Annotated in this window: 24 protein-coding genes and 1 riboswitch; of the genes, 4 read left to right on the forward strand and 20 right to left on the reverse strand. The window is 34.3% G+C overall.

Translation table 11 applies throughout. The annotated features are described in order from the left end of the window. The first annotated feature begins 335 nt into the window (after window positions 1-335). On the forward strand, window positions 336-1,136 hold the full coding sequence (locus ACSYTE_RS07585) for a DUF1003 domain-containing protein (protein ID WP_491717452.1): 801 nt from the start codon (window positions 336-338) through the stop codon (window positions 1,134-1,136). A gap of 27 nt (window positions 1,137-1,163) precedes the next feature. Here ACSYTE_RS07585 and ACSYTE_RS07590 read toward each other — a convergent pair whose 3' ends face one another. From ACSYTE_RS07590 to ACSYTE_RS07605, 4 genes are all read right to left on the reverse strand, one after another. Continuing rightward, a complete protein-coding gene (locus tag ACSYTE_RS07590; RefSeq protein WP_491717453.1) occupies window positions 1,164-1,808 on the reverse strand; it encodes a class I SAM-dependent methyltransferase in 645 nt (214 codons plus the stop codon). 10 nt (window positions 1,809-1,818) lie between these two features. After that, entirely contained in the window at window positions 1,819-2,250 is a 432-nt protein-coding gene (locus tag ACSYTE_RS07595) for a hypothetical protein (RefSeq protein WP_491717454.1), read from the reverse strand. 324 nt (window positions 2,251-2,574) lie between these two features. Then, a complete protein-coding gene (locus tag ACSYTE_RS07600) occupies window positions 2,575-2,868 on the reverse strand; it encodes an ArsR/SmtB family transcription factor (RefSeq protein WP_491717455.1) in 294 nt (97 codons plus the stop codon). Window positions 2,869-3,003: 135 nt separating this feature from the next. Next, on the reverse strand, window positions 3,004-4,065 hold the full coding sequence (locus tag ACSYTE_RS07605) for a C39 family peptidase (protein WP_491717456.1): 1,062 nt from the start codon (window positions 4,063-4,065) through the stop codon (window positions 3,004-3,006). Window positions 4,066-4,373: 308 nt separating this feature from the next. On the opposite strand from ACSYTE_RS07605, the gene ACSYTE_RS07610 reads away from it, so the two are divergent. Together ACSYTE_RS07610 and ACSYTE_RS07615 are read left to right on the forward strand one after the other, a co-directional pair. Next, a complete protein-coding gene (locus ACSYTE_RS07610) occupies window positions 4,374-4,823 on the forward strand; it encodes a hypothetical protein (protein ID WP_491717457.1) in 450 nt (149 codons plus the stop codon). 49 nt (window positions 4,824-4,872) lie between these two features. Then, window positions 4,873-5,403, forward strand: coding sequence for a hypothetical protein (locus ACSYTE_RS07615; protein WP_491717458.1), 531 nt, complete (start codon window positions 4,873-4,875; stop codon window positions 5,401-5,403). Window positions 5,404-5,450: 47 nt separating this feature from the next. On the opposite strand, the gene ACSYTE_RS07620 is transcribed toward ACSYTE_RS07615, so the two are convergent. The 9 genes from ACSYTE_RS07620 to ACSYTE_RS07660 form a co-directional block, all read right to left on the reverse strand. Continuing rightward, a complete protein-coding gene (locus ACSYTE_RS07620) occupies window positions 5,451-6,776 on the reverse strand; it encodes an IS3 family transposase (protein WP_491716077.1) in 1,326 nt (441 codons plus the stop codon). A gap of 81 nt (window positions 6,777-6,857) precedes the next feature. Next, a complete protein-coding gene (gene thiD, locus ACSYTE_RS07625; protein WP_491717671.1) occupies window positions 6,858-7,670 on the reverse strand; it encodes a bifunctional hydroxymethylpyrimidine kinase/phosphomethylpyrimidine kinase in 813 nt (270 codons plus the stop codon). 208 nt (window positions 7,671-7,878) lie between these two features. Then, window positions 7,879-8,376 (reverse strand): hypothetical protein, encoded by a 498-nt coding sequence (locus tag ACSYTE_RS07630; protein ID WP_491717459.1) that lies wholly within the window; start codon window positions 8,374-8,376, stop codon window positions 7,879-7,881. A gap of 190 nt (window positions 8,377-8,566) precedes the next feature. Further along, window positions 8,567-9,250: a C39 family peptidase gene (locus ACSYTE_RS07635; RefSeq protein WP_491717460.1), complete on the reverse strand. Its 684-nt coding sequence runs from the start codon at window positions 9,248-9,250 to the stop codon at window positions 8,567-8,569. A 141-nt stretch (window positions 9,251-9,391) separates the two neighbouring features. Then, a complete protein-coding gene (locus tag ACSYTE_RS07640; RefSeq protein ID WP_491717461.1) occupies window positions 9,392-10,090 on the reverse strand; it encodes a glycerophosphodiester phosphodiesterase family protein in 699 nt (232 codons plus the stop codon). Between the two features lie 16 nt (window positions 10,091-10,106). After that, the gene (locus ACSYTE_RS07645; protein ID WP_491717462.1) at window positions 10,107-11,471 is read right to left on the reverse strand and encodes an ABC transporter substrate-binding protein; all 1,365 of its coding nucleotides are present in this window, start codon (window positions 11,469-11,471) and stop codon (window positions 10,107-10,109) included. Window positions 11,472-11,482: 11 nt separating this feature from the next. After that, window positions 11,483-12,331 (reverse strand): carbohydrate ABC transporter permease, encoded by an 849-nt coding sequence (locus ACSYTE_RS07650; RefSeq protein WP_491717463.1) that lies wholly within the window; start codon window positions 12,329-12,331, stop codon window positions 11,483-11,485. Further along, window positions 12,331-13,293, reverse strand: a complete 963-nt coding sequence (locus tag ACSYTE_RS07655) for a carbohydrate ABC transporter permease (protein ID WP_491717464.1) — start codon at window positions 13,291-13,293, stop codon at window positions 12,331-12,333. Before ACSYTE_RS07655 ends, ACSYTE_RS07650 begins: the two co-directional genes overlap by 1 nt. Then, the gene (locus tag ACSYTE_RS07660) at window positions 13,286-14,371 is read right to left on the reverse strand and encodes an ABC transporter ATP-binding protein (RefSeq protein WP_491717465.1); all 1,086 of its coding nucleotides are present in this window, start codon (window positions 14,369-14,371) and stop codon (window positions 13,286-13,288) included. Before ACSYTE_RS07660 ends, ACSYTE_RS07655 begins: the two co-directional genes overlap by 8 nt. A 361-nt stretch (window positions 14,372-14,732) precedes the next feature. Here ACSYTE_RS07660 and ACSYTE_RS07665 point away from each other — a divergent pair, with 361 nt between their 5' ends. Then, window positions 14,733-16,433 carry a NosD domain-containing protein gene (locus ACSYTE_RS07665; protein WP_491717466.1) on the forward strand — a complete coding sequence of 567 codons (1,701 nt, stop codon included), beginning with the start codon at window positions 14,733-14,735 and terminating at the stop codon, window positions 16,431-16,433. Between the two features lie 76 nt (window positions 16,434-16,509). Here the strand turns inward: ACSYTE_RS07665 and thiW are convergent, their stop codons facing one another. The 7 genes from thiW to ACSYTE_RS07700 form a co-directional block, all read right to left on the reverse strand. Continuing rightward, window positions 16,510-17,022, reverse strand: a complete 513-nt coding sequence (gene thiW / locus ACSYTE_RS07670; protein ID WP_491717467.1) for an energy coupling factor transporter S component ThiW — start codon at window positions 17,020-17,022, stop codon at window positions 16,510-16,512. Window positions 17,023-17,100: 78 nt separating this feature from the next. Further along, window positions 17,101-17,193, reverse strand: a riboswitch (TPP riboswitch). A gap of 61 nt (window positions 17,194-17,254) precedes the next feature. Next, window positions 17,255-17,884, reverse strand: a complete 630-nt coding sequence (locus ACSYTE_RS07675) for a deoxynucleoside kinase (protein ID WP_491717468.1) — start codon at window positions 17,882-17,884, stop codon at window positions 17,255-17,257. Between the two features lie 57 nt (window positions 17,885-17,941). Beyond that, window positions 17,942-18,247, reverse strand: a complete 306-nt coding sequence (locus ACSYTE_RS07680; RefSeq protein WP_491717469.1) for an acetyl-CoA carboxylase — start codon at window positions 18,245-18,247, stop codon at window positions 17,942-17,944. Window positions 18,248-18,284: 37 nt separating this feature from the next. Beyond that, a complete protein-coding gene (locus ACSYTE_RS07685; protein WP_491717470.1) occupies window positions 18,285-19,529 on the reverse strand; it encodes a M20/M25/M40 family metallo-hydrolase in 1,245 nt (414 codons plus the stop codon). A 237-nt stretch (window positions 19,530-19,766) separates the two neighbouring features. Continuing rightward, window positions 19,767-20,954 carry an MFS transporter gene (locus tag ACSYTE_RS07690; protein WP_491717471.1) on the reverse strand — a complete coding sequence of 396 codons (1,188 nt, stop codon included), beginning with the start codon at window positions 20,952-20,954 and terminating at the stop codon, window positions 19,767-19,769. A gap of 111 nt (window positions 20,955-21,065) precedes the next feature. Next, complete coding sequence (locus tag ACSYTE_RS07695) at window positions 21,066-21,359, reverse strand: hypothetical protein (RefSeq protein ID WP_491717472.1); 294 nt, start codon at window positions 21,357-21,359, stop codon at window positions 21,066-21,068. A 92-nt stretch (window positions 21,360-21,451) separates the two neighbouring features. Then, window positions 21,452-23,125, reverse strand: a complete 1,674-nt coding sequence (locus tag ACSYTE_RS07700; protein WP_491717473.1) for a hypothetical protein — start codon at window positions 23,123-23,125, stop codon at window positions 21,452-21,454. Window positions 23,126-23,193: the final 68 nt, after the last annotated feature.

The following is a 23,193-nucleotide window of genomic DNA, read 5'->3' on the forward strand; positions in this document are numbered from 1 at the left end:
GCTCCAAAAGTACTGCTCAAAAAAAGAGCAAGACTTCATTGCTGTAATGGGCGCACTCCCAATAACCACTAATTAATTCATGGTTATGACTTGTGGATTACTTTTACGATATTCGTCAATCCCCTTTCGCACTTAACAGGGTTCACTTAATTGATTCCAACCGCTACTCTTCCACGCGTTGTCTTTTAATCGGTCTTTAATTTATATTTCTAATTATATTTAAAATATTTCAAATGTCAATAACAATTTTTATTTAAATCATTTAAAATGAAATCATAAAAAGATTTAATGTATGTTACAATGGTGATAATTCAATAATATTAGGTGAGAAAAAAATGAAAAATAATGTCAAAAAATGTTTAGTAGATAACAAGGAATATCTATCAAATGAGGGGCGTTTGCTAAAAGATCTCGACTCAACCATTCTTGGTCATATTAAGCATGATTACACTAAAGCTAGCGATGGTGACTTTATTTGTAATCAGCACTTATTGAAGTACCAAGTTGAAATGGTGAATCAGTTAATTCGCGATGATGAACACCGAAATGAAAAAATCGATCGTAAATTAACTAAAACAATTCGTGATAACGATTATCAAATTAGAGATATTAATAAAGCCCTTAATTCTTCAGAAACATTTGGGCAAAAAGTTGCTGACCAAGTTGCTAAGTTCGGGGGAAGCTGGAGCTTTATCCTAACTTTTATCATCTTTTTACTAAGTTGGATGTTCATCAATGTGTTCCACCTATTTGGGGCTCACTTTGATCCATATCCATTCATCTTACTTAACTTAGCACTAAGTTGTATTTCTGCTATTCAGGCACCAATCATCATGATGAGCCAAAATCGTTCTAGTCACCGTGACCATTTAGGCGCAGATAACGATTACCACGTTAATATCAAGTCAGAAAATGAATTAAGAATCCTGCATGCTAAACTTGATCAATTAAATCAAAATCAAATGCCACATAATTTTGAGATTGAAAAACTGCAATTAGAAATTTTAGGCGAAATCAGGAATGAATTGGACATCATTCACAATGAACGAATCGAATTGCTCAATGAAGAAAAGCGTCAAAATGATCTGTTAAATCAAAACACTAATCAAAATAACAATGACCAGGATAAAAAATAAGGATGCAGATTAATCTGCATCCTTTTTTTACCATTTTTGAGCTTTAATGGCGTTAGTCGGACACCAAGGTCCTGACCACCAACCTAGGGGCCCAACATTCTTAATTAAAATCCGACTAAAACCAGCCTGTTTTAAAAAACTACGATATTGATTTGAATTCAATCCCCGCTCAATAATCAATATTCGTCCCCCTTTTTTTATCACTCGTGCTGCTTCTTGAAGGGCCTTCATTTTTTTCACGTGCGGTCTAATATCTTGAAATGTATTATTTACAATTACAAAGTCATATGATTCATTATCATATGGTAGCTCCGTAAAGTTTTCGTTAACTAGTGAAACCATACTACTTTGTTTTAATTTTTGGATGGTTTGATCAATTAAGAGCTCAGAATTACCATTAAGAATTAAAATTAAACTATCAGGTTTAGCTTTCAAATCAACGACCTGCTGAGCAAAAATCTCCTTTGCACCTAGCCAAAATGTATTTAAATAAATCAAGGCACTGATCAACATCCCCCAACTAATTAAAATAATCAACAAGCTATCATTAGCAATATAAAAACCAACTATCGAAAATATCAATAGTACTAATGATACGGTTGGTAGATTAACATTAACTGAAACTGAGAATCGTTGATTGCCTTTTTTACGTTCCCTTCTTGATCTAGCCATCTAAATGCTCCTACATTAATTTTTCGTTTGCCATTACATAGTGATGAACCCAGTCAAAGCCATCAATCATTTGTAAGATTCCACTAACAACATCAGATTCGCTAAATTGATCTACATACTTAGTAGCATCATTTAATTCACCGATTTCAATTCCAAATTCACTACTAAGGATATTTTTAGCAAAATTAAGTTTTTCAGTATTTTTGGATAATAAGTTAAAATTAATTGATTTAAGGTATTCAAACTCCTTAAAAGTAAATACACTTTCATCTTCCTCATCACTACCAACAAAAATAGAGCATCCATCAACATCAACTCTAAAATGAGGCATCTCAGGATCAAAAGGATCGATCAAATCATCAGAAATCCGAACTTGACTATGTAATTCTTTACTCTCATTGAGTAGTGCTTTTATGCGATTTAGATCAAAATCAATTTTCATTTATAATTCCTCCAATTCTTATTACTTAAATAATATCATGGTTTAATAATAAAATCAGAAAAAACAAAAAAGTCCGCAAAATTGCGGACTTTTAGGTAAATATTATAAAATTATGGTATAATAATACCGTCTTGGTTTGTCGTAATAACTAATCATCTGTATAAATAACTTAATTACTGCCCCCAAAAGCAAGTTAATTGGTTTTCAGAACTATAATCAAGATAATAATACTAATTACCATTGCCCTGGTAATTAGTTTTTTTTATTTAATAAATCATCATAGTTATATATAACCATACTTTGATATATTTTTCAAGCAAAAGATTAATCAATTTGTTCTTCAATATGATTATGAAGAACTTGGAGCAGTTCTTTGACATGATTATCAGTTAATTGATAAACCTTTTCCTTACCGTTTTGCTTACTGGTAATCAACTGTGAATCAAATAAAATTCTCAAGTGTCTAGAAACAGCTGGTTGCGAAATATTCACTTGATTAACTAAATTCGTAACGTTACTTTTTCCGTGTTCAGATAGATAATATAAAATTTGAATTCGAACAGGATGATTTAACGCCCGAGTGATTCGATATAATTTCTGATTATAATCGTTATCCACTCTACAACCCTCTTTCAATAATATTAATAATATTATTTTAGCATATAAATGAAAAAGAGACCGATTTATTGGTCTCTTTATTATTAATTTTAAAATATTTTATTACAAAATCTAAAAATAAACTAAGACATATTATTAAATAACAGTCATTGCACGGCTACCACGTTTAGAAGTATGCCAAATTTTTAGAAAATCACTAGTTGAAGTCCAAAATACCTTGTTTGGTGAATTCTTTCTCATGTAAGGATCTGCGATTAAGAATTTACCTGGTTTGTAACCCAGAATCACTAATACGTGATCGGACTTAGAATTAACGATCATTCTCCAAGAACCTTCGAACACGACCGGATTGCCCCGCTTAACATTGGAAATAATATTGCTTAAGCTGGTATTCGTGATGTCTTTTGATCCACTAGCATATCTTTTAGCAAAATTAGCTAATGCATTAGGGTAAATAGTTGCTCCAGCACCCTTAGTAAAAGGATCGTTTTTATAACCTTTGTTAGGGTCAGAACTTCTTGGAATTAAGTTAATGAATTTATCTAGTGGGATGTTAAGTGCTTCACCCTTGGTACTTAATGCCATCTTCAAAGCTGCCGCTTCACATCCACTTGGTGCATAAATGGGGTAAAGCTGACTAGTATATACATATGGCATTTCATAATCATCAGTGTAGCTTAAGTAACTCTTGTAAATCCAACCCAAATCTTGACCTTGATAAGTAATATGGTAATAGAGACTTCCATCAGAACCACTGGCTGTTTGAATGATTTTAATCAATTTACCCTTCAAATTAGTAGTTTGATTGCTTACCTTACTTGAAGATGTGTATGGTGTATCCCAAATTTTAACAGAATCATTATTAATAACTCTCATTACATAGTTATTAACTGTCTTAACCGTGTAAGTTACTTTATTACTATTACTGCTTGAAGAGGTACTACTAGATGAAGAACTAGTGCTGCTAGCCTGCGAACTAGATGAAGTAGAACTAGCTGAACTAAAACTAGCACTGCTAGCTGCACTACTTGATCCACTACTACTGGAGCTACTTGAACTAGAAATAACACTTGAGGCAGCGCTACTTCCCGAAGTAGTATTATCTGCGTTAGTTTTTAAGGGAGCAGATAGCGTCATAAAACTTAGCATCCCTGAGAAAAGCAATGAACCAATTATCTTTTTGGTCTTATTTTTCATAACTTTAAACCCTTTCCTTAATAATTAATATCTTTATTATACTAATAACAAGTAAGTAAGTCTGGTAATTAACTTTTTCTTAACGTAAATGATATAAACCCTTAACATTTGAAAAATTCCGTTTCTCAATAAGAGTAAATAACTTTTATTATATTTTACTCTAAACAATCGCTTAAGCAAGCCTTTAGTTTTGAGCATATTGGTTAAAACTAATTCAACTTCAGCGTATAATTGAGAATTGAAATTAATGATTACAAGAGGGTATAATTATGAAAAATGAAAGCATTCGATCAATCTTTTCATTCAAGATGCTAATTAAATTGGTTTTAATTATTATTGTATTATTTGCAACGAGGATCGGTTATGATGCTGTTTCACAGGCACTTTCACAAAATTATCAGGATAATAATTCAACTGTTAATAAAATATTGCCACCATTACTCAAGAAGCAAAAGGATCTCTCTAAGGCTTTAACTGCTGCAAAACACGATAAAATCATTGTTAATTATCACTACAAGCAAGTATTTAATAAAAAAAATTCGAAAGATGCGACCCTTCGTAAATGGATTAATAAAAAGCAAAAAGTGGAAGATCAAACTAGTGACTTAAATACTGCTATTCAGGAAAATAATAAAAAAGTTAATCATTACCAAAATGCTTACATTTCTAAGGAAAATGTTCATAATGCAACCTTTAACTTAAAATCAATTGCTATTGTCATCGTTTCGATTGTTGTTTTCTTCATAATTAGTTTTTAAAATTTAAATGTTAATATCGGAAGCTAAAATAATTAAAGGGGTTTTAAAAATGAAAAAAATATTTGTCAAAACTATATTGACATCCGTATTATTGACTGGCGCATTTAGTTTTTTCGTATCACCAACGATCAACGGACGTGCTGATGCAACCGCCAAAGTTACTAATAATGCTGGAGTTAAAAACAAAAAGTATTTTAACTACCAAGTTAACCAATACATGAAACTATTGAATCAATCTACTAAGACTAGCTTAATAAATGAACTAATTAAAGATGGTAGACCTAGCTCTTTAAGTGATCTAGGGAGTCAACTTAGTGTGTATTCTGATCGTGATGCTGCTAAATCAACAAATGATGCTAGGGCAAATGCTATGTTTTACCTTAGATTTAACCGTATTTTCTATAAAAACATTAATCATAGTTTCCAGTGTGACGATGGAAATAAGCTTTCCGATAATTTAAGAAAAATTAGAGGAAACGTTAATGCTCAAAAAGATCTTACAAACGTTTCAATAATTGGAATGGGGATTGGCGATTCGCTAGATTTTGGTAATCGGCCTAGTTCCACCATTGCTAAATAAAAAAGATGATGTGATCTGACCCCTATAGGTTGGACTAATACTTTTTGCTAGGATATCAATCCCAAATATTGATTTGGTGATTGGTATCCTAGTTTTTCTTTTAATCTATTGTTATTGTAATCCTTAATCCATGTTTTCATCGCATTGATTAAGGATTTTTTGGTATCATAATGCGTATTCATCATTTCAATTTTCATGATATGGAAAAATGATTCCATTTGAGCATTATCTAAACATGTCCCCTTACGGGACATGGACTGAATAGCTTCATATTTGTTTAGTGTTTGAACCCAGCTATGACTCTGGTATTGAATTCCTTGATCACTATGCACAATTGAATGCTTAACAGTGTTCTGGATTCTTTTTAGTGCCTGGTTCAACGGCTTTAATGTTAGTTCAACTGTTGGATGGCTGCTAATTCCATATGAAATGATTTTATCAGAATATAAATCCATCACTGGAGAAAGATAAACCCGATGGTTTATATCTTCATTTCCATATCTAAATTCACTTACATCTGTTGTTATCTTCTCTCCAAAACTATTAGATGAAAAATCACCATTTAAAACATTATCAGCAACATGGCCTACTTGGCCATGGTAAGAGTTATATTTACGTTTTCTTTTTCCAAATAGTTGGCACTGTAAACTGTATTTTTGCATAATTCTCTGGACTCTTTTGTGATTAACATGGTATCCATTATTGTTAAATAATGCTGTTATTCTTCTATAACCATAAGCAGGATGATCCTTAACAGCCTTTTTCACCTCAGTATCAAACTCATCATTTATTTTCGAAAGCGAAGCTTTTCTATGATGATAATAACTACTTTTAGGGAATGAAATTGATGATAATATTCTAGAAATTGCAACATCACTAAATTTTTTCACTAATAAATCAATACTTTCGTATTGATTATTAGTGCTTAGTAATTTTTCATAGGATAGTTTAATCGATAAAGCTAAATTTTGCTTTTTTAACAGTTTAATTTGCTTTACAGCGCTATTTGTGAGAACATTCTTTTGATGGGACTTACGTTTATTCATTAAATATAGGCTTCCATTCTCTAATCTCCGTTGCCATGTAAAGATGCTCGATGGAGATGCAATATTAAAATGAAGTGCTGTTTCTGGATACGACTTGTGGTAGAGGTGCATCCATTTCAGCACTTTTAATTTATACATATAAGAATATTCTTGATTATAATGTTTTGCAATAAGCGCTTTTTTACCAAATTTTTTATACGTCTTTACCCACGAGTAGATTGTTGCAACACCCTTAATGCCATATTTATGGTTCAACGTAGTTGATCCAACTCCAGAAAGGTATTCTAAAACAACTTTCAATCTAAATTCATAACTATATTTTGCCAAAATAAAGACCCCCGTATGCTGAACATTTTCTGTCCAACATACGGGGGTCTCTTCAATGACCATAATGGTCATCATCTTTTTTTATTTAATATCATCAGTTGCCCAATGGTTAATTGGACCATATTTATGACCTACTAAAATTTCATTTTGAATCGCACGATCAACATATGCTTTAGCAATGCGAATCGCATCTTCGATCGCAGTCCCCTTAGCCAATTCTGCAGTAATTCCAGCAGAAAGGGTATCACCAGTTCCATTCTTACGATCAGTAGAAAAGTACTTCCCTGTAAGCCAGAAATGGCTACCATCTTCTAATAATACTAAGTCAGTAACTTCATCTTGATCGTCACTATCATGACGTCCCTTTACCATTACGTTCTTAGCACCCATTTCACGAAGCTTTTTAGCAGCAGTTAGCATGTCGTCCTTACTGTTAATTTCCATTTCAGCTAACTTTTGGGCTTCATAAAAGTTAGGAGTGATTATTGTTGCCAATGGAATCAGTTTTTCTTTTAAAGTATCGAATGCTTCTTGTTCTAAAAGCATTGCGCCATGCTTAGTAATGATTACTGGATCAACAACCAGTGGTCCAAAATCATACTTAGTATAATTTTCAACCACCGTGTTGATTAATTCACTATCACTCAGCATCCCTGTTTTTGATGCTCGAATTTGGTAATCATCAGCCAAATCTTTAAATTCATTCGCAATAAATGAAGTTGGCATTGTAACACTATCATGAATTCCATAAGAGTTTCCTGCAACACATGCTGTAATCACAGACGTTCCATGTACCTTTAAAGCTTGAAAAGTGTGTAAATCTGCTTGCATTCCGGCACTTCCATCACTGTCTGAACCAGCAATAGTTAAAGCTTGTGGATATTGATTCATAATTAAAACACCCCTATCATTAAATTATTAACATTATATGCTAATTAAATGTTTTAAACAACTATAAATACGAACAATCGTCTCATTTATAAACTAATTTTATATTTTAGTTCGTAAAATATAATCTTAAGATTCTAAATTAATAATAAAAACAGGGGTAAAACTGATGAATAGATCAGTTTTATCCCCGCTTTTTATTTTAAGCCCCCGATTAATTAGTAATTAATTGATCCTCAATATCCTGACAGCTAGCATTTCCATGAAAAATGGAATTATTTATGACTGACTCAAGATCTTGATTAGAATTAATTGCATCGGTTAGCAAACAACCATTAACGTAATTTCGATACTTAGCAGGCTTAAAATGGCCGCCTAAGTTATCAGAATAGTAACGGTCAACCATTTGGAAAAATGGTTCATTCAAGTCGAAAATGATTATTCGACGGTCAGTAAAATATTGATCGAACAAATCAAGCAAGCCTTTTCGAATTCCAGATTCATTGTTGATATCACTGTGCGCGTACCTTGCTGCAACATCTTCTAAAAAATACTGAGTGCCAACCACTCGATATCCACTATCAAAATCATTGATCATTGTCATGAACATTCCCAAATACTTTGATGAATAAACGTTTTTAGATAAACCGGAACGTACGTCCGCACTAACATCAACACAATCTTCAAAAGCAGCTAAGATTGATTTTGTCATTCTAATCATCCTCTCTATCCATAGCCATTCAAGATGGCTAACTAACAAATCAGCAAACTATCGATAGAAACAATCTGGTACCGCTAATAATATAACATAAAACGAGGCACAATATAAGGTATATCATAATATTTTTTTAGGTTTGCCTAATAAAAATGAAATAAAAAGAATGACCTTTCCCAGTCATTCCTTACTGAATTGCAACAGCATATTTTTTATATTGATATGAGCGTTCAAATAAATTAGCCTTAACCCAATATTTGCCACGATTTGGATCAGATACATGATAGTACCCTTTTTCATATCCATCCAACAATACTACGTGACTGTTTGTAATTCCAGTTCCCCAAAAGTACTTCTGAAACTTAGGTTTCAAATAGTAACTAACAATGTAGGTTACGACTGGATTGCCAATTTTGACCTGATGCTTAAGTTCATTTATAGAAGCACCACTAATATCTTTTACGGAATGGTACCGATTCCCCCACTTAGCAAGTGCTTTGGGAAAGATTGATTGAAAAATGCTGGATTGCAGCTTGATATATGGTGATCCTGCATATCCATTATAAGGATTATTGTCCTTACTTCTTGGCATTTGCTTCAAAAAAGTTCGTAAATCTGTTTTTAAAAGGACGCCCTTGGATTGCAATCCAGCTAACAAACTAGCTGCCTCACATCCATTCCATGCCTTAATCGCCTTTTGACTGATATATGGAGCATTTAATTGAACAGAGTTGGCATTAATTTCAAATGGTTCGTTGACATAAGTTCCTGGAATTTGGCCCTTGCTTTTAATTGAGATGGTTTTAGTTATTGCAATGACAGTAATTAACACTAATCCGAATGTAATTAATAGTTTTTGCTTTTTTTTCAAAATAAACGCCTACCTAATAGATTATTGAACGATGTATTTCCTATACTACTCCAAGTAATATCAGGAATCTATTTATTGGCAATTATTTTATCATAAAAAATAACGATCCCAAATTAATAGGAATCGTTATTAATCAAACTATTATTGAACTGAATCAGTTAAGAGCTGCTTTTTTAATGCTTCAGCACTAATAAAATCATTAGTAAAGATACCAGCCACTCCTGCTTTAAACAATTTAGCTTGTTCAGCGGCATCATCAATCGTCCAAATTCTTTCATGTTTCTCAAGCCCTGGAATGTAATAACCGGGGTGCAAACCATTCAAATGTTCCTTTTTCATGGTAAGTTGCGGATCACTCAACTTCTTTTCAAATAAAAAGTTATAGTCTTGGTCTTCGTCTAACATTCTAGCAATACGAAGACTATCAATATTAAAGGACGAATAGATGACGTGGTGCTTAAGTTTCGCTGCATTCATCTTTTGTAAAACAATCTTTTCAATCCCCAGGTAATGAATCTTATTGGTTTTAAACTCTAGATTCAACCAGATATCCTTATTTTCAACTAATTCAATAAATTCATCTAGGGTTGGCACCTTTTCACCATTTGCAAGCTTAAATTGACTTAATTCTTCATAGGTATATGAATTGATCAATCCACTACCGTCAGTTGTTCGATCAATTTTTTCATCATGCATGATGACCGGAACATTATCCTTAGTTAAATGGATATCAAACTCTAAACCAGCCGCACCGTTTTCTAAACAGTACTTAAAGCCACTTAATGAGTTTTCAGGTTCTTGAACTGGAATTCCACGATGGGCAAAAACCATTGTTTTCATCTAAATTCCCTCTTTACTATTTATTAGTGTAGCCGTTAGCCTTATTATGCTGTGCTAAATATGAATTAAATTGGTTTTCAGCATCTTTCAATGCATCATTAACATTTCGGCCAGCATAAATTTGTTGCATTGCGTTTTGCGTAATGGTCCGCATTTGAACTAACCCTTCCATTAAAATTCCTGAGTTAGTAGCGTTAGGCTTAGTTCTGGCAAGTTGGTTGCTTGGAACTTGTGATTCAGGACGTTGCTTATAAAGTTCCTTCAACACTGGTTCATTTTGTGAATCCTTGTTAAGGGCAATGTAACCAGTTGCTTTTTGCCAGTCAGCTTGATTTTCAGGTTCCATTAGATATTTAATGAATTCCCATGCTCCCTGTTGGGTAGTAGAATCCTTATCATTTGAAATCCAAATCGAAGCACCACCAATTGCAACCCCATTCGCCTTTTGGCCATTTGGTCTTGGGTAGTATGTTACACCTAAATCACCAGGTTTGGAAGCAGATTGTAATTGACCCATTGATGCAGAAGATTGTAGCATAATGCCAAGCTTTCCTGAAAGGAATGAAGCAATTTCGTTTGAAGCTGAGGTACTTCCTGAGCCAAAGCTAATGAATGAACCGTTTTTATTCATACTTTGAAGCCAGTTCATTGCATTAACGGTCGCTTGGTTCGTAAAGTTTACCTTGGTTGGGAAACCAGTATGACCATCTTCTTCATTGGCAAGGGATTGACCACTATTAGCCATGAATTCTTCAAAGTACCAACCATAAGCATCTACGGTTGCCCCTTTAACGGCCCCCTTAGATTTTTCAGTAAGTTCTTTAGCCGCTTTTTCAATATCATCGTAAGAAGGATCAACTGGTAAGTCTTTTACCCCATACTTACGAAAAACTGCCTTATTATAGAATAACGTTGGTTGTGAAGTATTGAATGGCATTGATAATTGTTCGCCACCCTTACTGTAAAAAGCACGTGCAGCGGGCATAATCTTGCTCATATCATACTTATCTTGATCAATAAACTTTTGAACTGGCGTCGTGATGTTTGCATTTCTCATTTGACCAGTTGAAACGTCCATTGATTGGAAGATTGCAGGTGAAGCATTCGTACCGTGAGTTTGTAATACCTTTTGAATCGCTTGGTTATAACTTCCTTCATACTCAGGGATAACTTCATACTTGGTTTGCTTTTTGTTAAAATTATCGGCAAATTGTTGAATTTGAGCTGCACCAGCTCCAGTCATTTCGTGCCAGAAAATAATCTTGGTTCTATTTCCAGATTGAGCAGACTCATCTGCACTTGAATTGGAACTAGCCATTACTCCGAAGATGGCTAGTAAAATAACTCCAATAACTCCTATGATCCATAACCGCTTTTTCATGTTAATCCTCCTTATTTTACAGATCCATCGTTTAAGCCAGACTTAAAGAAATGTTGACCAGCGAATAGGATAATAAGTGTAGGAATAACTACGATAACGGCACTAGCCATGATCATTCCCCAGTTATTAAATGTTTCAGTGGATTGCATTTGTCTCAAACCAGCTTGAACGGTTCTGTATTTATCACTAAAAGTGGTTAACATTGGCCATAGATATTCATTCCAACTCGATAAGAAGCTATAAGCTGCCAGGGTTAATAATGAAATCTTAGAGTATGGTAATACAACGTGCCAGTAGTATTGAAGGTGTGATAAGCCTTCAATATCTGATTCTTCCTTTAAATCCTTAGGCATTTGGAGGAATGCTTGTCTTAACATAAAGGTCCCAAATGCTGATGTCAAAAATGGAATGATCATTACTGAGTAAGTGTTCAATAGGTTCATTGACTTAACAGTCATGAAATTGGGAATTACTTCAGCTTCAAACGGTAGCATCATGGTTGCTAAGAAAACAAAGAAAAGGAAGTTCCGACCTTTGAATTTAAGAAACACAAATGCGTATGCAGCTAGTGAACAGAAGAAGACTTCGCCAATTGTTCTAATTACTGAAACAACAAAACTATTTAATAGGTATCTAAGCACTGGAGTTGTATTAATCGCAGTAGCGTAGTTATCAAAAGTTAATTTACCAGCTAATGACCCCTTTGTAATACTATCAGTAGGTAGAAAACTAGTCCAAAGGCCTAATAGAAATGGCCCAATCACGATCAAAGCTAAAATAATCAAAAGTAAATATTGAAAAACATTACTAATCTTAAATTTGCGTTTACTGTCTGTTTGACTATTATTTGCAACATCCATTAGTAGTTCACCCGCTTTTCTAAGACTTTAAATTGAATAATGGTCATAACCGCAATGATAATGGTCAATACGATTGATTCAGTACTTGCTTGGCTATAGTTACCATTTAAGAATGCATCTTGATAGATTCTATAAACCAAAAGGTTAGTGGCGTTATTAGGTCCCCCGGCCGTCATTAAATCAATCAACCCAAAACTCTTGAAAGCCCCGATCAACGTAACGATCCCGACGAAAAAGAGTGATGGTGAAATCATTGGAATGGTAATTTTAAATAATTGGTATGGCTTAGACGCCCCTTCGATATCTGCAGCATCGTAAAGTGATTGAGGAACCGCTTGTAAAGCTCCAAATAAAACTAAGAACGTAAATCCAAGGTTCATCCAAACGGTAGAAACAATAACGGTAATCATTGCTAGGTTAGGATCTGTCATCCAATTTAGTTGTGGTAAATGTACCAACCCTGCGAATTGATTTAACAATCCACTTGTGGGGTTAAAAACGAATAGGAAGAAGATCGCTGCAACGGAAACTGAAACCCCCATCGTTGATGAAAAAATCGTTCTAAAGAACTGAATCCCACGAAGCTTTTGATTTGCAAAAACTGCTAATGCTAAACCAAAAACAATGGTCAAAATCATGACAGCAATCACGTAAACAAAGGTTGATAACAAACTAGAAATGAATGATGCTGATTTCAGTAGTGAGATGTAATTATTCAACCCCACAAAGATAGTCGTTTGCCCAAAGTTATTAGTCAAGAACAAACTCATATATAAGGTCTTGAGCATTGGATAAAAAACAAATACCCCTAGCAATAAGATCGAAGGCCCCAAGAATAAGATGGCATATAAAGCATCACTGTGCTTTTTTAATGCTTTTTTAGTAGTTGAAGTTTCGGAAGTCTTAGAATTATTAACTTCATCATCATTATTAAAATTATTTCCTTCAAACGACTTAAGCATTTAATAAAACTCCCTTCTTAACGCTCACTAAGCTGCGATCATCAGCATCGAAAACGAAGTATCCATTTGCACCTTCGATTTGAATAAATTGTTGTGGGCGAATATCAACTTGACCGTTTAAAACGATTCTAATTTCTTGTTGGTTCCCCAATAATGCTTCGACCATGGTCCGATCACCAAGTTGTGATACATTGACTACTTGTGCGTTTCCATTGTTAACATCAATTTTGATATTAACTTGGTTAGGTCTGATTCCAACCTTGTACTTGTGGCCTTCGATTAATGAATCATCAGTATCCAAAATGAAGTCTTCATCCATCTTAAGGGAACCCTTTTCATAAGTAGCACTAATTAAGTTAATTTGTGGCGTTCCAAAGAATGAAGCAACGAATTCATTTGCTGGTTGTTGGTACACACCTAGTGGTGTATCGATTTGTTGAACATGGTGGTTGTTAAGAACCATTACATGATCAGCCATCGTCATTGCTTCCACTTGATCATGGGTAACGTAAATCACAGTTAAACCTAATTTCCGTTGTAGTTCTTTCAATTCAATTCTCATCTTAGCTCTTAATTGGGCATCAAGGTTTGATAGTGGTTCATCCATCAAACAAATTTTAGATTCATTGGCAATTGCACGTGCTAATGCTACCCGTTGTCTTTGACCACCTGATAGATCCTTTGGCTTACGATCCTTGTAGTCATTAAGGTTGACTAATGATAATGCTTTTTCAACCCGTTTTTTAATTTCTTCTTTTGGTTGCTTACGTGCCTTCAAGCCAAACGCAACGTTATCAAAAACAGATAAAAATGGGTATAAAGCATAGCTTTGAAATACCATTGATAATTTCCGATCCTTTGGTTCTAAGTCGTTTGCGACTTCACCGTTTAAATACAGGCTTCCTGAAGTGATGGGAATAATTCCCGCAATCATTCTAAGTAATGTACTTTTCCCACAACCTGATGGTCCAACGATTGCAAAAAATTCATTATCTTCGATGTGCGCAGAAACATTTTCTAAAACTGGTGTATCTGATCCTTCGTATTTCTTTTCAAGATGCTTTAGTTGAATTGACAATATTCTCACCTATCCTTATGGAATTGTTAAATTCATTAACTTTTCTTAACGATTTCAAGAATAACATTCTAATTTAGATAAGTTGTAAAACAAATGTGTTTTTTTTGTAAAAATAAATGCGCAAAAATTAATTTTAGAACCAATTATGTAAATTTTTGGTAAAAGAACGTCTAATTATTATTAATATAATAGTTTAAATTAAGTATTGTTTATTTAATAAATTGATCCAAAATTGTACTACAGTGTTAGCAATTTTTTAAATAATATTAAAGATAATTATATCTTTTAAATTATAATAATAGTATAATTAGTATGTATTGATCAATACATACTAATTATGAAAAATGGAGGAACACAGCGATTGAATAATAATGTCAAAAAAATAATTACATTGTTAGCAACAACCACTGCATTCTTAATGTTTGGAGGCACTTTAAATAGTAACGGTGATTCCGTTAATGCTGCAACCCATAAAAACAGTAAGAAAGAACCTAAAAAATCAGCTAAAAAAGCTGTTAAAAAAAATCATAAGCAAAAGAAGGTAAAAAAAGCCCGACCTAACCACCCCAATATCAAACTTTTGAAGGGACCTAAGGGAGATACAGGTAAACAAGGCGCTAAGGGTAACACTGGTGCGACTGGTCAACAGGGGCCTAAGGGTGATACTGGGGCTGCTGGACTACAAGGTCCTAAGGGTGATACCGGGGCTACTGGACTACAGGGGCCTAAGGGGGACACTGGTACTGCTGGACTACAAGGCCCTAAGGGGGACATCGGTGCAACTGGTCTACAAGGTCCTAAGGGGGACACCGGTGCAACTGGTCTACAAGGTCCTAAGGGGGACACCGGTGCTGCTGGGACGAGTACTCCAGGAGTAAAGGGAGATACTGGAGCAAATGGAGCAAAGGGTGACACTGGTGCTCAAGGCCCAAAGGGTGATACTGGTCAAAATGGTAAAGATGCCCTATCTGATGTTTACTACAAATTAACTGATTACGGCGTTAAAAGCTGCGATACCAATACTGATTCTGGAGCAATCATTAACAAGATTATTTCCCAGATGCCATCTTCTGGTGGAACCATTTTAATTCCAAATGGTGACTTTTATCTTAAAACACCAGTAGTTATTGATAGTAACCATGTTCGCATCAAAGGAATCAATGCGGGATTACGTTCTAATGTTGATTCTCAAAACGGTACGTTGGTTACAGGGGGTGGTAGTCGATTAATCATCGCTGATGGTAACACGACGGGGATTCAAATTGGGGTTGCTAACAAGTCACCTCGAATAAGCGGAATCGAAATTGACCATCTCAATATGATCGGTAGTAATAATCCTAACAGCATTCAAACGCTAATAAGCGGTCCACAAGATTCTGATGGGTTAAAAATTCATGATATAGCAATGAAAAACGCTACCTACGGAATTACCTTAAGTGGTGCCGATACTCCAGATATCAGAGATAACTGGATTTCAGAGTTGACCAATGGTGTCCAATTGCTAGGAGCGTCACAGCAAGCTAAAATTGTTAATAACTTTATCGGTGCTCAACCTGGTGGTATTTCTGTTAAATTAGACAATCCATATGCTGCAAATATCTCCAATAACAACATTTATCCAGATGGATTCACCAATGTTGAAGTTAATAACGGTGATCATGTTATGATTTCAAACAATAACATTCAATCATACTATAGTCGGGCAATCTATATTACTGGGAACTATAACACCCTATCTAATAACTCGATTTATATTCGTGGTAATAAGGACAATCCAAAGGGCTTTGATAAAAAAATCGGGGATGTTTACATCTCAGGAAACAATAACGTCCTTCAAGGAAATCACCTCACTTCAGAACAAGAATCTGAGGCCACCCGTGAGTTAATTATGGGGGGCAATAATAACACGATTAAATTAGATACAATTGACGGAGCTACATCAAACTCCAAGGTTGTTATCAACGGAAATGCAAGTAATAACAAGGTGCTCTATTCAATTAACAATGATGAATTTCAAAATGGTAATAACCCTACCAATGTCAATATTCCAATTGGCAATTAATGGTAGACACCAAATTAAATAACATCAAAAAAGCGTAGCTATGAATGACATAGCTACGCTTTTAATTTTAATGCAATTAATTTTTGAAGAATAACCGTTGAATCCTTTTAAATTGATTTGTTTTTACTAACTTAAGGAGAATCAAGTATGCAATGATTGATCCTGAAATTGCCCCACCAAAAAAGCGAGGTGTAAATACAAACCAAAACAATTGACTATGTGTACCGGTATACCAAACCATTACTGGATATGATGCTAGTGAGCCAATTAACCCAGTGCCAATTACTTCCCCAATAATTGCCATCCAGGTATTACGCTTATATAAGTATAATATTCCAGCTAAGAATGCTCCAAAGACAGCCCCAGTAAATGCTAATGGTGGGATTCCTAAAAATAACATTCTCATCAATGCACACACGACTGCCATAACCGTTGCATAAACTGGTCCCATCATTACTGCAGCAGTAACGTTTAAGACACTAGACATTGGTGCCATCCCTTCAATTCTGAAAATCGGTGATAGCACAAAATCCAATGCAATCATAATTGCCAAAATCGTTACCTTTTGAATTCGATTTTGTTGACCCATTCTTCATCCTCCTGTGTATAAATAAATAATAGTGTCCCAAAATAAAAAATCCCTATCTAAATAGATAGAGATTATTATGGTTGAATTATGATTAATCCCTATCGCCAGCATTACCTGGATCAGGTTCATGGGTATAATCTCAGCCAACAATCGGCACCCCATTAATATTTATACTTTAAATTATTATAACGTAATCAATACTACTATAATGCATAAAATTAGTCAAAACTAATTATTTAACAACGTGATATTCGATCTGTCTAAGTACTTCAGTTAAATCATCAGGATTATTAACATAATCATAACGATTACCATTAATCTTCATTTTAGGACTTTCACGATAACTATCATACCAACGTTGATATGCTAACTGTAATTTTTGATAGTAATCCAATAAATGTTGATTATTATTAACCTGTTCAAACTCACGGCCCCGCCGTTTAATATGCTCTAATTGGTGATTAATATCAATATCAATGAAAACCAATAAGTCTGGTTTTTTCTTACGGTTGGAATTTGGTATTTCTTGCATCATATTGTTCAAAAGGCTATCATAAACGTTCTTTTCAGTTAAGTTAATATTACCCAATTTATAGTTAACATCTGTAAAAACGGAGTCTTCATAAATTGAACGATCTAAAACATTGTTATGATGAGTCTGCGCCTTTTTAATCATTTCCAATCGTTTATTCAAAAAATAAATTTGTAAAAGAAAACCATACTTTTTTGGATTTGCATAAAACTTTGGTAAAATTGGATTACTTTCAACGGGTTCCAAAAAAGCATCCGTATCTAAATGTTCTGCTAGCTTCTGCGCTAATGATGTTTTACCAGAACCAACTGTACCAGCTAATGTAATCATTAAGATCACCCCCATTAAATAGTTATTTCCATTATATCAAATCAGTTTAATAATATCCTAGTGGAAGTAGTGTTTCAAAATGATTACCTCTTGAGCTGTGAAATTACGAAACTCAATCGACAGGTGACACTCTTGATTTAAAAATCTTAAAATTAAAAACAACGCATTCATGTCGTAATCATCAATTTCATGAAGTGGAACCACCCTAGTAAGCGTTTGATTTCGGCTAATTTCCATATAAAAATTATAGCAACGATCATATTGATCATTTACCAAAATTAAACGATATCTAGTATTAAAAAGACCTTTGAACCAAGGTTGCAATCGCTTAAGTATTAAGTTAGCGTGATGTTTAGCTTCCATCTCATTCATATCTTATTTACTTTCTTCCAATCATAAACTACTTTAAGTATGCTACAGCAATATCATAATATAATTTAATGAATCGATAATATGAATCTAGATCCATCCATTCATTTGCTTGGTGCGCAGTGTTATTACCGGGCCCTAAAACAATTAGGTCCAAATGTGGGTTGCGCTTCTTGTATTGAGAGCCATCGGTCCCCATTGAAATTTGCATTAAGGGTAATGATAACTGCTCCGCTAAATCATTATTCGCAAATTGCCTTGCAATTTTTATGATCTCAGCATTGGAATTGCTTTTGACAGGATCGCCACTAAATTCAACCGTTAACTTTAATTTGAAATTTAACTGTTGGTTAAATAAATTAACTAACGTTCTTAGTTTACTAATAATCTGATCATTAGATAATTGCGGAATCGTCCGAACCATTACATCTTGATAAGCATAGTCAGGAATACTATTTACTTGCTTGCCACCAACAAAAATATCTGGAGTATATATAGTTGATCCTAAATCATCGTCTGACGATTTCAAACTATCAAATAGTTTGTGTTCAGCAACACGATATTCAAATAAATTATCAATTGCACTAACTCCTAACTTAGGAGTAGAACTATGGGCAGCCTTACCAAAGCTCTCAATTTTATAAATTAATGCTCCCTTATGCGCATCGACGATAAAGTGTTGTTCAAAATGCGAAGAGCCGCTTAACAAATTTAGATTTTCAGAGTTCGTATTATTACCACCACTATTAAAATAGCTGTGAAGATCTTTAATTGGTACACCAGTCGGCTCCCCAATTATCATCGCATTTAAATCGTCAACATACCCCTTTTCACTTAATAAATGCGCACCGCCTTGCGTCAATTCTTCTGAAATCGTTGCCATAAATCTTAAAGTACCATTTAGCTCAACATTAGAATCTGCAATTATGACCATTGCAATTACTTGAGCAGCCAAACCACCCTTCATATCAGTCACTCCACGGCCATATATAACCCCATCCTTAACCGTTGCGTCAAATGGTGGCGTTTGCCAATCGCTATCGTTCCCCTGATGAACGGTATCTTCATGCCCTGCAAAAGCCAACTTAGGGCCATGGCCATTCCCAATTTCAGCTACCAAATTCGCTCTCCCAGAAAATTGATCGACTAATTGGTTCTTAATTCCATGCTTATCAAAAATGCCCTTGATATATTTAGCAATCATCGCCTCATTATCAGCAACGGTATTAGTGTTAACTAAGTGTTTAAGAATATCTAGTTGCTCTCTTTGTTCCACGCAATCATCACCCCTTCCATCCATAATGATTAAAAAACATAATATTGCATAATTATTAGCTAATATTCTAGTCTCGTTATATTAAATGTCAATTCTTTAGCAATCAAAAAGGGGACGTAAACCAAAAAGTCTACGCCCCAGGGGATTAAATTAAATCATTTATTATTATACAATAATTATTGTAAATTTTTAGTAAATTAAAGGTAAAAAAACTTATCATTAAATTTGAATAACCATTTAACCATTACTAAGTTTACGAACTATTAATAAATTAACACTAGCTATGATTGCTGTTGCGATAAAAACACCTCGATAGCCACCAAATAATACTACTGAAGAACCAATCATCGGTCCAGACACGTTACCAGCGGCTTGAAAACTCTGGTTCCAACTAAATACCTGACTGATCCTATCCTTTGGACTGCTTTTTGCTAACATTGCTTGAACCATTGGCAGTAATGCGGCATCTGATACCCCCACTAAAAGACGACAGATGCCTAGTTCCCAAATGTTTTGGGTTAACGAAGTAGCTAAGAACACCCCCGTGGCAAAGAATAATCCAAACATCAATACTTTATTAGCACCAATTTTATCGCCGAGCCTACCAAAGAATGGGGCGGTTAAGATCATCGTAATTCCGTTAATTGATTGAATAGCCCCTGCAAATAAGGCTATTGATGTGGAAGTAGGTAGTAGTTGTTTAACGTACAAGCTTAAAATTGGGGAAATAGAGTTATTAGTGGCCTGAACAAATAAGGTCGTTAAAAACATCGCAATGATTACCTTAGCTGTTGAAATGCCCTGTAAGAAATGAGGACTTTTCTCATTGGCACCCTTAGCAATCGGTTTAAAATGTTCATGCACCAAAAATAAACTAAGTAAGAATGCTAATAGCATTGCAAGACCCGTAATTAAAAACGTAAATCGATAGCCAAAACTAGTTGCTATCAAACCACCAATCAATGGTCCAATTAAAGTTCCAGATACATTTCCAGTCGATATCTTACCAGAAGCTTGACCAATATGCTCAGATGGTGTTTCTGCGGCAACTAATGCAATTGCATTACTAATAAATCCTGCAAAAACCCCCTGTAACAACCTTAAACCAATTAGCTCATACGCATTAGTGACCAAACTCATCGAACCGATCACAATGGCCATCCCTAATGATGCCCTTAACAACATTGGCTTTCTGCCATACCGATCAGCTAATATTCCCCACAGCGGAGACACAAACATTTTTACAATAAATGGGGCTGCAAAAGCCAGTCCACTTAGCAAAGATACTTGTTCATTACCATAATGCCCCAATTGACCAATAAACAGTGCAATAAAGGGACTGATAGAACTAAACCCGATACCAGCAATAAAATTACCGAACCACAACACGTTTAAATTTCTTCGCCAGTATTCGACTTTTTTCATTATTAAGGCCCGCTTTCTAAAATTAAGTAACGAAAGTTAGTATATCACAGTTATTTTAAACTAAAAAAGCCAGCCTTAAGTTAGGCTGGCTTTTAATTTAACCACTAGGAACTAATTAACTAGTTTCATATTTTTAGTAACATCTTCTCGATCACTTGGTTCTGTATCAGCAAACATGACGACTAATTGAACAATTGCCATGTATTCGCTAATGTCATTACTCAATTTTTCAATAATTGTAAATTTATTTTTTTTATTCATGTTAATCGTAAGTAAAGTATGTGAATTGTCGTTAATAATTCCAGAATTAGTAGAAATAATTAAAAAATTATTCTTGGTCCGTTTAAATTTGAGAGGGGTTCCAATCATTTTAATAATGTGTGATTTAAAATCCTTTAACTTCATAATTAAATACCAACCTTTCTATGTCAGTAACATTTCAAATGAATATGGCTCATTTATTTCATATATTACAAAATTTTTTGATTAGAATCAATCTAATTTTGAATTATTTTTATTTTTTTTAAATAATTTTTGATCCAATTCAAAATTAGATAGCCGATCAAAACCACCCAACCGAATCCCATCATCAACACTGCCATGTTGAACCATGTGGTTGGTTGATAATAAATTTTAGCATGATTAATCCCTGGCTTAGAATCAATAAATATTTTACCGATCGTTGATGTATCAACGCTTACCTTCTTGCCATTCATTTCTACTATCGTATTAGCATACTTGATAACTGGAATGGAAACCCACCACTTATGATCCAGTGGATTGGTCCAAGAAATATCTAGCGCATTATTGTTTACAGTTTTTTTAATGGGTGCCATCTTCTGTTTAGTTTTTTTATCTTGAACGGATAGATTAGTCAAAATTTGTGACTTATAAAGGTGATATGGATGGTAAACCCAATACTGATCTGGACTAATCTTAACAAAAAACGGTAGGTAATCAGGAGTGGGTTTATTAAAAGCGTTAATGGCATCAGATAAATTATCATCATTAAACATGGCTCTAAGTTTAGCAGGCTTATCGGGGCTAACCGTTAAATTACGATCTGGCAATACCACTTGCTTGGACCGATAGGTATTCACTCCGTTTTGAATTTCATGGTTCACATTTCGATTGAAAGTTATAAGAATAAAAACTGCAAAAATAACTTTACCACAATTAACGATAATAGAATGATTCAGATTAGATAAGCACATCCCAAACGCTAGTAATAATAAGACCGTTGCAACTACCAAAAATCGTGATGGAAATTGGATATAGTCAACAGAAGGAATCCAATCCGCTAAATGGTGCCACGGAAAGTAATCTGAAGCGATCCACAAAAATAAAATTCCATTCCCCGTAACTAACCATACTAAGCCCTGCACCCGCTTAAAATTAAACACTAAGTATAAACCAATCGATATTAAAATAAATAAAAACGCTGCGCTAACACCAAGCGTATTTAAACCAGAACCAACCCCTGTACTAGCAGCACTTGCCAATACTGCCTGTGATTGACCAGCTATCCGTGGTGCAGTAACACTTACATTAATCCCAGGTGCAACTGGTAGCAAATTATTAGAGGTTGATAATTCTAACATTCCACCCCAAACATTTGCAGTTAATATTAGTGTTAAACCAATGGATAACAATAACTGATAAATCAACTTTAGGCGCTGTGTTGATAAATACAAAGCCGCAAAGAAAAATGGAATCAAGGCTAACGCTGCCATCAGTGATGTCATAACATGGATCTGTAATAAAAGTGCCATTGCAATTGCTAATCTAATAACTGATATTCGCCTTTTACGAACCATTTCAGTGCCCATTAATAAAGATAGCGGCAAAATAGCTGCTCCCCATCCAGTAAATTGTTGTCCAACGATCCACGCCATTACTGGATCAGACATCATATAAATTACCGAAATGAAAATCCCAACATAGTTCTTAATATTATTTTTAACTGCTAAACGATACATCAAACTACCGCTAACAAATAAAACTAGGAAGGAACTTAAAATTTGGTAATGATACCAAGTCTTTGCTAATAACAATAGCAATCCATTAAAATAAGCAAATAAGGGACCATAAAGAGCATTGACAACACGACCAGATTGTTGAAAGCCAAAAAAAGATTGAAAATAACTATATTGACCCGTTTTTATTTGCATTGCTGTATCATAGAATCGATTCATATGAAACGCAGAATCTACTCCATAAATAAAAGCATGTGAATGCA

The sequence above is a fragment of the Nicoliella sp. ESL1120 genome (assembly GCF_058508515.1).

Coding starts and splice junctions, on each gene's coding strand:
- ACSYTE_RS07695 (WP_491717472.1), bottom strand. CDS start 21,359: ATGAAGTTAAAGGATTTTAAATCACACATTATTAAAATGATTGGAACC.
- ACSYTE_RS07585 (WP_491717452.1), top strand. CDS start 336: ATGAAAAATAATGTCAAAAAATGTTTAGTAGATAACAAGGAATATCTA.
- thiW (WP_491717467.1), bottom strand. CDS start 17,022: ATGGGTCAACAAAATCGAATTCAAAAGGTAACGATTTTGGCAATTATG.
- ACSYTE_RS07700 (WP_491717473.1), bottom strand. CDS start 23,125: ATGCAAATAAAAACGGGTCAATATAGTTATTTTCAATCTTTTTTTGGC.
- ACSYTE_RS07590 (WP_491717453.1), bottom strand. CDS start 1,808: ATGGCTAGATCAAGAAGGGAACGTAAAAAAGGCAATCAACGATTCTCA.
- ACSYTE_RS07605 (WP_491717456.1), bottom strand. CDS start 4,065: ATGAAAAATAAGACCAAAAAGATAATTGGTTCATTGCTTTTCTCAGGG.
- ACSYTE_RS07645 (WP_491717462.1), bottom strand. CDS start 11,471: ATGAAAAAGCGGTTATGGATCATAGGAGTTATTGGAGTTATTTTACTA.
- ACSYTE_RS07680 (WP_491717469.1), bottom strand. CDS start 18,247: ATGGAAGCTAAACATCACGCTAACTTAATACTTAAGCGATTGCAACCT.
- ACSYTE_RS07610 (WP_491717457.1), top strand. CDS start 4,374: ATGCTAATTAAATTGGTTTTAATTATTATTGTATTATTTGCAACGAGG.
- ACSYTE_RS07630 (WP_491717459.1), bottom strand. CDS start 8,376: ATGACAAAATCAATCTTAGCTGCTTTTGAAGATTGTGTTGATGTTAGT.
- ACSYTE_RS07640 (WP_491717461.1), bottom strand. CDS start 10,090: ATGAAAACAATGGTTTTTGCCCATCGTGGAATTCCAGTTCAAGAACCT.
- ACSYTE_RS07655 (WP_491717464.1), bottom strand. CDS start 13,293: ATGCTTAAGTCGTTTGAAGGAAATAATTTTAATAATGATGATGAAGTT.
- ACSYTE_RS07650 (WP_491717463.1), bottom strand. CDS start 12,331: ATGGATGTTGCAAATAATAGTCAAACAGACAGTAAACGCAAATTTAAG.
- ACSYTE_RS07690 (WP_491717471.1), bottom strand. CDS start 20,954: ATGAAAAAAGTCGAATACTGGCGAAGAAATTTAAACGTGTTGTGGTTC.
- ACSYTE_RS07595 (WP_491717454.1), bottom strand. CDS start 2,250: ATGAAAATTGATTTTGATCTAAATCGCATAAAAGCACTACTCAATGAG.
- ACSYTE_RS07675 (WP_491717468.1), bottom strand. CDS start 17,884: ATGATTACATTAGCTGGTACAGTTGGTTCTGGTAAAACATCATTAGCG.
- ACSYTE_RS07615 (WP_491717458.1), top strand. CDS start 4,873: ATGAAAAAAATATTTGTCAAAACTATATTGACATCCGTATTATTGACT.